We start from the raw sequence: 11513 nt of genomic DNA, 5'->3' as shown, positions 1-11513 counted from the left end.
TGTTCGTCCGTCGCACCGCGGATCTGCGCGGTGTCTTCGACGAACACCGGTGTTTCGCGAGCAGAGCGACTGCACTCAGCGGCGGGGCGGTCGACGGCGCGTGGACGCCGATTCGGACATCGCGCCGAGGATGAGGGCCGACTGCACGATCAAGGCGTCCCGGGCGTGGGTGGCATCCCACCCGATGATGTCGGCCACGCGGCGCAGCCGGTAGCGCACGGTGTTCGGGTGCACGAACAGCTCGCGCGCGGTGGCCTCGAGCGAGCGTCCGGTGTCCAGGTAGCACCAGAGCGTCTGGAGCAGTTCGGTCGACTGGTCCTTCAGGGGGATGTAGATCCGTTGCACGAGCGCCGACCGGGCGAGCGGGTCGCCGGCCAGGGCACGCTCGGGGAGCAGGTCGTCGGCGAGGGCGGGACGGGGTGCCCCACGCCAGGCCCGGGCGACCGCGAAACCGGCGAGTGCGGCCTTGGCGCTGGTCGAGGCGTCGACCACGCCGGGGACCTCGTTGCCGAGCACCAGGTGTCCCTCGCCGAACAGCGGTTCCAGTTCCTGCGCGATCGACATGAACGACACCGGCTCTTCGCCCTCCGGCACGTCGTCCCGCGGGGTGGCGCGGCCGATCACGACGACGAGCCGGGAGCCCTGGACGCCGATGAGCACGTCCGCGTCCTGGTGTCGGGCCGTCCGGCGGACCTGGTCCACCTCGAGCTGCTTCGGCGCGGTGCCGACGAGCACCGCGACCTCGCCGTGTCCGTGCCACCCGAGCGCCGCGATCCGCGAGGGCAGCTCGTCGTCGTACTCCCCGGAGAGGATCGAGTCGACGACGAGTGCTTCGAGGCGCGCGTCCCAGAGCCCACGGGCCTCCGCCGCGCGGGCGTAGACGTCAGCTGCGGCGAAGGCGATGTCGCGCGAGTACTTGAGGATCGCCTCCTGGAGCATCTCGTCGTCGGCGGCACGTTCCTCGACGACGGTGACGACCACCCGGATCAGCTGCAGCGTCTGCTGCAGGCTCACCGAGCGCAGGAGCTCTCGTGGCGCCGACCCGAAGACGTCGGCCGCGGCGATCCACGGCGTCGATGCGCTGCCCTCGAGCCACGAGATGAACGACGTGATGCCGGCCTGCGCGACCATGCCCACGGCCGAACGTCGGCCCGGCGGCATCTCGCTGTACCAGGGGAGCGTGTCCTCGAGGCGCTTGATCGTCGCCGTCGAGAGCTCGCCCGACACCTGCCGGAGCCAGGAGAGCGCCCGTGTCCGGTCGTCCTCCCGCGCTCCGGCGGTGTCGGTGCGGGGTGCCATCACCAAGGGCTCAGCTCTCGCCGCCCGCGCTGCCGGTCGTGCCGGCGGTCACGTCGTGCAGACGGTACTTGTCGATCGCCTGCTGGACGACCGAGGCGTCGAGCTTGCCCTGACGGACCAGCTGCTGCAGCGTCCGCACGACGACCGAGGGGCCGTCGATGTGGAAGAAGCGGCGTGCTGCCGGACGGGTGTCCGAGAAGCCGAAGCCGTCGGCGCCGAGCGTCGCGTAGTCGGTCGGGACGAACGGGCGGATCTGCTCCTGCACGGCGTGCATGAAGTCGCTGACCGCCACGACGGGGCCCTCGGTGCCGAGCAGGCGCTCGGTGACGTACGGGGTCCGCGGCTGCTCGTTCGGGTTGAGGAACGCGTGCTGTTCGGCGTCCACACCGTCGCGGTAGAGCTCGCCCCAGCTGGTGACGCTCCAGACGTCGGCCGACACGCCCCAGTCCTCGGCGAGGAGCTGCTGTGCCTCGAGGATCCACGGCACGGCGACACCGGAGGCGAGCAGCTGGGCCTTCGGGCCGTCGTGCTCGCTGCGCTTGAGCAGGTACATGCCCTTGACGATCCCGTCGACGTCGACGCCCTCGGGCTCGGCCGGCTGCACGAGCGGCTCGTTGTAGACCGTCAGGTAGTACATGACGTTCGGGTCGTCGTGGGACGGCGTGCCGTCCTCGTTCGTGCCGTACATGCGCTCGAGTCCGGTCCGGACGATGTGTCCGATCTCGTACCCGTACGCGGGGTCGTACGACACGACGGCCGGGTTCGACGCGGCGAGGAGCGGCGAGTGGCCGTCGGCGTGCTGCAGGCCCTCACCCGTCAGGGTGGTGCGGCCGGCGGTGGCGCCGATCATGAACCCACGGGTCATCTGGTCACCAGCGGCCCAGATGGCGTCACCGGTGCGCTGGAAGCCGAACATCGAGTAGAAGACGTAGACCGGGATGAGCGGCTCGCCCTGCGTCGAGTACGACGTGCCGACGGCGGTGAAGGCCGCCATGGCACCGGCCTCGTTGATGCCGACGTGGATGATCTGACCCTGCGGGCTCTCCTTGTAGGCCAGGAGGAGTTCGCGGTCGACCGACGTGTAGTGCTGGCCGTTCGGGTTGTAGATCTTGGCGGTCGGGAAGTACGCGTCCATGCCGAACGTCCGTGCTTCGTCCGGGATGATCGGGACGACGCGGTTGCCGAAGTCGGGGGAGCGGAGCAGGTCCTTCAGCAGACGGGCGAACGCCATGGTCGTGGCGACCTCCTGCTTGCCGGAGCCCTTCTTCACGACCTGGTACTTCGACTCGTCCGGCAGGTTGACCTGCGTGTACTTCGTCCGACGCTCCGGCACGTAGCCGCCGAGTTCACGGCGACGCTCGTGCATGTACTGGATCGCCTCGTCGTCGTTGCCCGGGTGGTAGTACGGCGGCGTGTAGGGGTTCTCCTCGAGCTGCGCGTCCGTGATCGGGATGCGCATCTCGTCGCGGAACTGCTTGAGGTTGTCGAGCGTGAGCTTCTTCATCTGGTGGGTCGCGTTGCGGCCCTCGAAGCTCGGGCCGAGGCCGTAGCCCTTGACCGTCTTCGCGAGGATGACGGTCGGCTGGCCCTTGTGCTCGCTGGCGGCCTTGAACGCCGCGTAGACCTTGCGGTAGTCGTGGCCACCGCGCTTGAGGTTCCAGATCTGGTCGTCCGAGTAGCCCTCGACCAGCTCGAGCGCCTTCGGGTCGCGCCCGAAGAAGTTCTCGCGGACGTAGGCGCCGTTCTCGGCCTTGTACGTCTGGTAGTCGCCGTCCGGCGTCACGTTCATCAGGTTGAGGAGCGCACCGTCGGTGTCGCGGGCGAGCAGGTCGTCCCACTCGCGGCCCCACACGACCTTGATGACGTTCCAGCCCGCACCGCGGAAGAACGCCTCGAGCTCCTGGATGATCTTGCCGTTGCCACGCACCGGACCGTCGAGGCGCTGGAGGTTGCAGTTGATGACGAAGTTCAGGTTGTCGAGCCCGTCGTTCGCGGCGACCTGGAGCTGGCCGCGGGACTCGACCTCGTCCATCTCGCCGTCACCGAGGAACGCCCAGACCTGCTGGTCCATCGCGTCCTTGATGCCACGGTTGGACAGGTACTTGGCCTGCTGCGCCTGGTAGATCGCGTTGATCGGGCCGATGCCCATCGACACGGTCGGGAACTGCCAGAAGTGCGGCATGAGGCGCGGGTGCGGGTACGAGGACAGCCCGCCGCCGGCGTGGGACTTCTCCTGGCGGAAGCCGTCGAGCTGGTCCTCGCTGAGGCGGCCTTCCATGTAGGCGCGGGCGTACATGCCGGGGGAGGCGTGGCCCTGGAAGAAGACCTGGTCGCCGCCGGACGGGTGGTCCTGCGCGCGGAAGAAGTGGTTGTAGCCGACCTCGTACATGGCGGCGCTCGACGCGTAGGTCGAGATGTGGCCGCCGACGGAGATGCCGGGGCGCTGCGCACGGTGCACCGTGATGGCCGCGTTCCAGCGGATCCACCGACGGTAGCGACGCTCGAGTTCTTCGTCTCCGGGGAACTCGGGCTCGTCCTCCGGCGCGATCGTGTTGACGTAGTCGGTCGTCGGGACCATCGGCACACCGAGGTGCAGCTCGTTCGAGCGCTTCAGCAGGCTCTGCATGATCTCGCGAGCCCGCTGGTGCCCGTGGGTCTGGACGAGGCCGTCGAGGGACTCACGCCATTCGGCGGTCTCCTCCGGGTCCTGGTCCGTTCCTGCGGTGCTGCGCGGGTCCTGGTCGTTCACCGTCACCGTTGACCTCGTTCGTTCTCGTGGTGGTGGACATGTCGGGCCGTCGGTGGTCGGATCACGACCGGGGACGGGCCGCGTCCACTCTAGGCCCCTGTACCGACGCTCCCGCTGACGGCGACGCGCACCGGACGCCACTTGCGTTCGGACGGCGTCGGCGTAGCATGGCCGACCGTGCGTCCGCGACCGGTGGACGTGTGGAACCGTAGGGCACACCCAACGCCCTGGGAGAGAAGCACCCCAACGATGGCTCTGGAGATCGGCTCACTCGCGCCGGACTTCGAGCTCCCGAACCAGTTCGGTGAGCACGTCCGACTCAGCGACCACCGCGGACACCGCCCGGTCGCACTCGTCTTCTTCCCCCTCGCGTTCTCGTCCACCTGCACGGACGAGCTCTGCACCCTGCAGGACAACATCGCGATGTTCCAGGACCAGCGCATCGAGCTGATCGGCATCTCGGTCGACTCGAAGGCCACGCTGCGGTCGTTCGCGCAGGTCAACGGGTACGACTTCGAGCTGCTGGCGGACTTCTGGCCCCACGGTGCGGTGTCGAAGGAGTACGGCGTCTTCCTCGAGAAGAAGGGCTTCGCCACCCGCGCGACCTTCGTCATCGACGTCGACGGCCGCATCAAGGCGTCGATCATCACGGAGCCGGGCGTCGCCCGCGACGTCACGGAGTACCGGGCAGCGCTCGACCGGCTCGCGGCCTGCGCCGCGCCGGTCCCCGTCGGCTGAACCGTCGACCCCTCCGACGCGGAGTCGGTTCCGAACTCCGGGTGACGTCATCCGACGTCGGACTGGAGGCACGGTGAGCGTCACCGACACCGGCGCGGTCCCACAGGCGGGAGCCGCACGACCGGACTCGTACGCGCCGTACCCCGTCGTCGACGACCCCGCTCGGTGGGGCCTGACGACGACGACCGTCCGGACGACTGCCGGCCCGACGGTCGTGCAGCACCGCCCGGGCCCCCGGCCGCTGCTGTTCCTGCACGGTGTCGCCGGGTCGTGGACCACGTGGACGCCCCTGCTGTCCGCAGCGGACGGCATCGCCGGGCGTGGCCTGGTGCTCGTCGACCTGCCGGGGTGGGGCTCGTCGCCCGCACCGGCCGTCCCGCTCGACGTCGACGAGTCGTCGCAGGTGCTCGTCGACGTGCTCGACGCCCTCGGTCTCGACCGGGTCGACGTCGTCGGGCACTCCATGGGCGCCTTCGTCGGACTGCACCTGGCGGTGACCCGGCCGGAACGGGTGCGGTCGCTCGGTCTCGTCTCGGGCACCACCTCCGCCACCGTGGCGGCTGCACGCCACCCGGTCCGGGCACTGCGGACGCTGCCCGCCTTCACGCTGCTGCGTGCCGGGCTCGCCGTGACCCGGGGAGCCGCGCACGGTCTCCTGCGCGGACTCGCCCGGATCGGACTGCTGCCGCTGCTCGCCGGGCCGGTGTTCGCCGCCGTTCGACGGCTCGACCCGAGCGTCCTGCAGGCCTTCGTCGAGGAGTTCCGGCCGGCCGGCTTCCTCGAAGCGGCCCGCTCGGCCGCTGGCTACGACACCCGGCGGTGGGCGTCGGTGCGGTGCCCGGTCGTCGCGGTCGCGGGGCGGCAGGACGTGTTCGCCCGGGTGGACGACCTCGCGCGTCTCCGTGCGGTGCTGCCCGACGTCCGCACGGTCCTGCTGGAGGACTGCGGGCACTTCGCGCACGTCGAGCGACCCGACGCCGTGGTCCGGGAGCTGCTCAGCTGAACTCGATCGGCGTCCCGATCGGCAGTGTCGCGAGCGCGTCCGTCATCGCGGCCGTGATGCGGACGCAGCCGTGCGACGACCCGGTCGGGTCCGGGTAGAAGTGCAGCGCCGTGAGGGCCGCGTTGCCGCCGTAGCCCGACAGCTTCGACGAGTGCGCGCCGGTCAGCGAGATCGGGTGGCCCTGTGTGTACGGCACCTGCGGGTCGACGTAGTTCGCCTCCATGTACGTCTTCGTGTCCGCGGGCGTGGGGTCGTCCGGCGTGCCGAGGCGTGCGGTCTCGCTCGTCTCGGTCGTGCCGTCGCGGCGCACGATCGCGATCGTCGAGGCCTGGTTGTCGATGCGGACCACCCGGTCGACCGCGGCGAAGGAGAAGTCGGCGGCCCGCGCCCACGCGAACGTGGCACTCGGGGCCTCGGCGACCCCGCCGTCACCCGGGGTCCGGTTCCGGGACGGGGTCGAGACGAGGACCATGCCGCCGTCCCGCCCCGCGGATCGACCCCAGACAGCGGTCGCGGCCGGCGTGTCCAGCGTCGTCACCGACGACGACAGGGTCGCGATCGGCGCTGCGCCTGCATCGGGTGCGGCGTAGAGCGGAACGAGCGGCAGCGCGGGCGTCGCGGTGGTCCACCGGTTCCGGGCATCGACCTGCGACCCGTCGAGGAGCTGCCCGATCACCGCGTCGTGGAAGGCGAGGGGGAGTGCACCGAGCGCCTCGTCGGACGGACGCTCCGGAACGGCCGGCAGGGGCTTTCGCGTCGGAGCGGGGGTGCTGGTCGGCGTGGTGGTGACGGCCGCTGCGGGGGTGGGGCGGGCCTCCCGGTCGAAGTCGCTGAGCGACCACGCGACGGTGCCGGCGGCGACCACGACGGCGAGCGCCCCGGCGCCGACGATCCACCAGCGACGTGGGTTGCCCTGCGGCGGTCCTGACGGTTCCGTCATCGAAGTCCCCGTTCCCCGTTCCCCGCGAGCCCGGACTGATCCGCGGTCGTTCCTCCACAGCATCCCAGACGCGGCCCCGTCGTCCACAGGCATGCCAGCGCGGGCATGGGCGGGCCGGCGTGGTGCGTATGCTCGCGGCAACGACCACCGAGGGGGAACCGATGGCCACACCATGGACCGGCATCATCGACGATGCGCGCCACTACCCGTCACCGCACAACTCACAGCCGATCGTGGTGGGGGTGGAGGACGACCGCACCGCGACCGTGTTCTACGACCTGCGGCGGGGGCTGCCGGCCGAGTCCTTCGGCATCCCGTTCGGGCACGTCTGCGCGGGCGTGTTCCTCGCGGGGCTCGACCTGGTCGCGCGAGCACACGGCTTCGCCGTGACCGAGACGCTCGACCACGCCGAGATGGACTTCGGACGGGTGGAGCGTGACCCGGCGGACCACCTGCACCGGCTGGGCACCGTCACGCTCACGCCGCACAGGGCGACGGATGCCGACCGGGAGGCCCTGCACGGCTTCCTCGCTCGGCGCACCTCACGCAGGCCCTACGACGCGACCCTCGTGGACGACGACGCGATCCGTGCCTCCGAGGCCATCGCGGCGTCGGCGGGGCAGCGGTTCCGGACGACCGCGGACCGGGCGACCGTCGACGAGATCGTGCGGGTGAACCAGGCGACGCTGTTCGACGACCTGCGGAACGACGCGGTGCACGCCGAGATCCTGCACTGGCTGCGGTTCTCGAAGCGGCAGGCGGCGGACACCGGCGACGGACTGTCGGCCGAGACGATGCTCATGCCCGGGCCGGTGCTCAAGTTCGCGATGGAGCACCGCGGGCTGTGGGAAGCGCCCGGCATCGGTGCCGCCTTCAAGAAGGTCTACCTGTCGACGATGCGGGGCGTGCGGCAGCTCGGGTGGCTCGAAGGGCCGTTCGGGTCCCCGGCGGAGTACGTCGAGGCCGGTCGGACCTTCATGCGGATCTGGTTGGACCTCGATGCGCGGGGGATCGCGCTGCACCCGTTCGGGACGGTCATCACGAACCCGCGCTCGCACGCCGCGTTCGTCCAGCGTGCCGGGGTCGACGAGTCCGAGGGACGGATGGCGTGGATGCTGTTCCGGTTCGGCCGGAGCGCACCGCCACCCCTGGCGCACCGACGGCCGGCAGCGGCGATGACGCTCTCCGCTCCCGTCGACGGGGGCGTGTCGTGAAGCGGGCGGCGGTGTTCACGGTCGTCTGGTGTGTGGAAGCGGTCGTCGGGCTGTTCATGCCCCGTGTCGGGACGCACAAGTTCCTGCTCGCGCCGGGCATCGAGCCGCTCCGGTGGACCCTCGGGCGGTGGCGGGCGTGGCGCACGGCGGAGCTCGCGGCCAGGCGGGTGCCCGCGTACCGGGCGTTCCTGGCGGGCGCGGGGCGCGCCTCCCGTCTGGACACCCGCAGCGGGATCGCGACCGCGTTCTCGGGGCTGCCGGAGATGGACAAGGAGTCCTACGTCAAGCGGTGGAGCATCCCGGAGCGCTGTCTCGACGGTCGGCTGCCGCGGCGCGGCGTCGTCGTGGACGAGTCGTCCGGGTCCTCGGGTGTGCCGACGAGCTGGGTGCGGGGACCCGACGAGCGGCAGGCGACGCGGCAGCTCCTGCAGCTCGGGTTCGCCCGGACCTCGAAGGAACTGGCGAAGCAGCCGTTCGTGCTGAACGCGTTCTCGCTCGGTGCGTGGGCGACGGGCATGAACGTCACGGCATCGCTCACCGAGTCGACGATGATCAAGTCGATCGGGCCGGACCGCGACAAGATCGTCCAGACGATGCAGGAGTTCGGCACCGGCTTCACCTACGTGATCCTCAGCTACCCGCCGTTCCTCAAGGCGTTGTTCGAGGACGACCGGATCGACTGGCACGAGTACACGATCGTCGCAGCGTTCGGTGGCGAGGGGATCAGCGAGAACATGCGGGCCCACATCGAGCAGTACGCGCACACCGTCCTGGGGTCGTACGGGGCGAGCGACCTCGAGATCAACCTGGGCATCGAGACGGGCTTCTCGGTGGCGCTGCGGAAGGCGATCGCTGCCGACCCGGCGCTCTCGAGCGCCCTGACGAAGCAGTCCGAGTACGGCGTCCTGCCGATGGTGTTCCAGTTCAACCCGTTCGGGTACCTCATCGAGACGAACGACCGCGGTGAGCTCGTCGTCACGATCGCCCGCTCCGAGAACATCAGTCCCCGGATCCGGTACAACATCCACGACCGTGGGCACGTGGTGCGGATGCGGGACCTCAAGCCCGTGCTGCGGGCGACCGGACACGAGGACCTGCTCGCCGAGGCGGAACTCGACCTGCCGCTGCTGTTCCACTACGGCCGCTCGGACCTGTCGGTCGACTTCAACGGTGCCGTCGTCGCTCCGGATGCCGTCCGGGACGTCGTCTACGGCGACCCGGTCCTGCTCGAGGCCGTCGAGAACCACCGGCTGATCAGCTACGAGGACGACTTCGGCAACCGCCAGCTGCACATCGCCTTCCAGCTCGCCGCGTCCGCGGAGTCGTTCGACGGTGACCGCGCTCGGCCGGCGGTCGTCGCCGAACTGCGCCGGCTCAACCGCGACTTCTCGAACGCGATCCGCACCGCGCCACCCGGCACGCTGCCCACCGTGGCGTTCTACCCGTACCGCACCGGGCCGTTCCGAGAGGACGGGCGGAAGCTCAAGAACGAGTACGTCTGGCAGCTCGGGCCCGGCTCGGTGGACGAGTGGGATCTGGACCTCGGGTGGGTGGCGCCGAAGGAGGCCTGAGCCGAAGTGGCCGGGCGGCCCGGCGCACGGGCCTCGCTGCGCGGCTCAGCGGTACTGCGGCGGCCAGTCGAACGGCGTCGGACGGTGGGGGACCTCGCCGATCGTCGTCACGGCGAGCCCGATCTCGCGCCGGTTCGTCAACTCGATGGACCGCGGGTTGCCGAAGAACCGCTTGCCGTCCACCCACACCGTCAGTTCGCCGCGCAGCCCGCCGACGTGCGCCGGCCCGAGCGAGACACCCCACTCGTCGAAGAACTGCCCGAGTGTGAACGTGCGCCGGGTCGGGGACTCGACGTGCAGGATGCCCGACGTGTCGTGCGTGTGCAGCTGCGCGGCGAACCGCTGCGACTTCGCGTGCCCGATGTCACCCGGCACCACGACCGGGGTGTCACCGTCGGTGATGGTCAGGTGCGTGTGGACGTGCTCCGCCAGACGTTCGCCCCACACGTTCTCGAGCCCGGCTTCGTCGGCTCGGTGGGCCAGGTCGGTCGGCCGTGGCCACGGCGGCGCGACCGAGCTCGTGTCGGCACCGGGCGCCGAGCAGCCCGTCACCAGGGCGACGAGCACGGCGGCGACGACGACAGCGGGGGAGCGGCGCATGCGGCCGAGCGTAGTCACGGGCTCGGCGTCGCTCTCGGCGCACCCGTAGGATGTGGGGTGCACCCAGATCCGGTGCGAGGGCCTTTAGCTCAGCTGGTAGAGCGCCACGTTTACACCGTGGATGTCGTCGGTTCGATCCCGGCAGGGCCCACCACGAAGCGGCCAGATCCGACGACAGCGGGGCCCGAGGCGGCCCGCTCGGCTCGGAACACGGTGTTCCGCCGGACGTCGCGGCAGCTCAGGGTCGGAAGACTGCCCGAACACATCCGTCGGTCTTGTCCTTGAACATGGCGTACCCGTCGGGTCCGTCGTCGAGCGGCATCACGTGCGTCGCGAGGTGCTCGGTGACGAGCTCGTCGCGTGCCATCCGTTCGAGGAGCATCGGGATGTACCGCTGTCCGTGCTGCTGAGCGGATCGGATCGTCAGGCCTTTGTTCATCACTGCCCCGAGGGGGAACTTGTCGACGAAGCCGCCGAAGACGCCCAGCACGAAGAGGCTGCCGCCCTTCCGCGCAGCGAACACGGCCTCCCGGACGGCCGTGGGTCTGTCGGTCTGGAGCCGCAGCTGCTGCTTCAGCTGGTCGTAGGCGAAGTCAGGACCGTCGTGGTGTGCCTCCATCCCGACCGCCTCGATGCACACATCGGGGCCGCGTCCGCCCGTGAGTTCGCGGAGCTCCGCCGTCACCTCGCTGGTCTCGTAGTTCATCGTCTCTGCGCCGATGACCTGCTCGACCTGCGTCAGTCGCTCCTGGAAGCGGTCGATCACGACGACACGCTCGGCACCGAGCAGCAGTGAGGCGCGTGCCGCCATCTGCCCGACGCCGCCGGCACCCCAGATCGCTACGACGTCGCCCGGGCCGACGCCTCCGAGGTCCGCTCCCATCCACCCGGTCGGGGCGGCATCGGAAGCGAACAGCGCCCGCTCGTCAGTGACCCCGTCCGGGACGTGGAAGGCGCCCTGGTCGGCGTACGGCACACGGATGTACTCAGCGTGACTGCCGGCCCACCCGCCCAGCGCGTGCGAGTACCCGTAGCAGCCACCGGGCGCCTGACCCCAGAGCATCTCCGGGATCCCCGCGTTCGGGTTGCCGTTGTCGCAGAGTGAGTACAGCTCGTTCTTGCAGTACCAGCACTTCCCGCAGCTGATGAACGAGCAGACCACCACTCGGTCGCCGACCGCGTGCTCGGTCACTGCCGATCCGACCTCGACGACCTCGCCGATGAACTCGTGTCCGAGTACGTCGCCGGCACGCATGGTCGGGACGTACCCGCCGAGCAGATGGAGGTCCGACCCGCAGGTCGTGCTGAGCGTCACCTTGACGATGATGTCCTGGGCATTGAGGATCTCCGGGTCGTCCACCTTCTCCACCGTGAGTTCGTTCACTCCGGTCCAGCACAG

Annotated in this window: 9 protein-coding genes and 1 tRNA gene; 5 read left to right on the top strand and 5 right to left on the bottom strand. The window is 70.3% G+C overall.

Features of this window, described 5'->3' with window-relative positions; all coding sequences use genetic code 11:
• Positions 1-75: 75 nt before the first annotated feature.
• Positions 76-1299 (bottom strand): PucR family transcriptional regulator, encoded by a 1224-nt coding sequence (locus E9228_RS03325; protein WP_166779148.1) that lies wholly within the window; start codon positions 1297-1299, stop codon positions 76-78.
• Between the two features lie 10 nt (positions 1300-1309).
• Positions 1310-4054: a pyruvate dehydrogenase (acetyl-transferring), homodimeric type gene (aceE, locus tag E9228_RS03320; RefSeq protein ID WP_166779147.1), complete on the bottom strand. Its 2745-nt coding sequence runs from the start codon at positions 4052-4054 to the stop codon at positions 1310-1312.
• A gap of 243 nt (positions 4055-4297) precedes the next feature.
• Between aceE and E9228_RS03315 the strand changes: the two genes are divergently transcribed.
• Positions 4298-4786 carry a peroxiredoxin gene (locus tag E9228_RS03315; protein ID WP_166779146.1) on the top strand — a complete coding sequence of 163 codons (489 nt, stop codon included), beginning with the start codon at positions 4298-4300 and terminating at the stop codon, positions 4784-4786.
• Between the two features lie 73 nt (positions 4787-4859).
• Positions 4860-5789 (top strand): alpha/beta fold hydrolase, encoded by a 930-nt coding sequence (locus tag E9228_RS03310; RefSeq protein WP_166779145.1) that lies wholly within the window; start codon positions 4860-4862, stop codon positions 5787-5789.
• On the opposite strand, the gene E9228_RS03305 is transcribed toward E9228_RS03310, so the two are convergent.
• Entirely contained in the window at positions 5782-6729 is a 948-nt protein-coding gene (locus E9228_RS03305) for a L,D-transpeptidase (RefSeq protein ID WP_166779144.1), read from the bottom strand. The genes E9228_RS03310 and E9228_RS03305 overlap by 8 nt on opposite strands.
• A 161-nt stretch (positions 6730-6890) precedes the next feature.
• On the opposite strand from E9228_RS03305, the gene E9228_RS03300 reads away from it, so the two are divergent.
• Together E9228_RS03300 and E9228_RS03295 are read left to right on the top strand one after the other, a co-directional pair.
• Positions 6891-7943, top strand: a complete 1053-nt coding sequence (locus E9228_RS03300) for a nitroreductase family protein (protein WP_166779143.1) — start codon at positions 6891-6893, stop codon at positions 7941-7943.
• A gap of 11 nt (positions 7944-7954) precedes the next feature.
• Positions 7955-9514, top strand: a complete 1560-nt coding sequence (locus E9228_RS03295; RefSeq protein ID WP_341849746.1) for a phenylacetate--CoA ligase family protein — start codon at positions 7955-7957, stop codon at positions 9512-9514.
• Positions 9515-9559: 45 nt separating this feature from the next.
• Here the strand turns inward: E9228_RS03295 and E9228_RS03290 are convergent, their stop codons facing one another.
• Positions 9560-10114: a hypothetical protein gene (locus E9228_RS03290; protein WP_166779142.1), complete on the bottom strand. Its 555-nt coding sequence runs from the start codon at positions 10112-10114 to the stop codon at positions 9560-9562.
• A 78-nt stretch (positions 10115-10192) separates the two neighbouring features.
• Between E9228_RS03290 and E9228_RS03285 the strand changes: the two genes are divergently transcribed.
• Positions 10193-10268, top strand: a tRNA-Val gene (locus tag E9228_RS03285).
• An 84-nt stretch (positions 10269-10352) separates the two neighbouring features.
• Here the strand turns inward: E9228_RS03285 and E9228_RS03280 are convergent.
• Positions 10353-11483 (bottom strand): zinc-dependent alcohol dehydrogenase, encoded by a 1131-nt coding sequence (locus tag E9228_RS03280; protein WP_341849745.1) that lies wholly within the window; start codon positions 11481-11483, stop codon positions 10353-10355.
• Positions 11484-11513 lie beyond the last annotated feature (30 nt).

The organism is Curtobacterium salicis, from assembly GCF_011759505.1.
Taxonomy (GTDB): domain Bacteria; phylum Actinomycetota; class Actinomycetes; order Actinomycetales; family Microbacteriaceae; genus Curtobacterium; species Curtobacterium salicis.
This window is presented reverse-complemented; position numbering and strand designations above follow the sequence as displayed.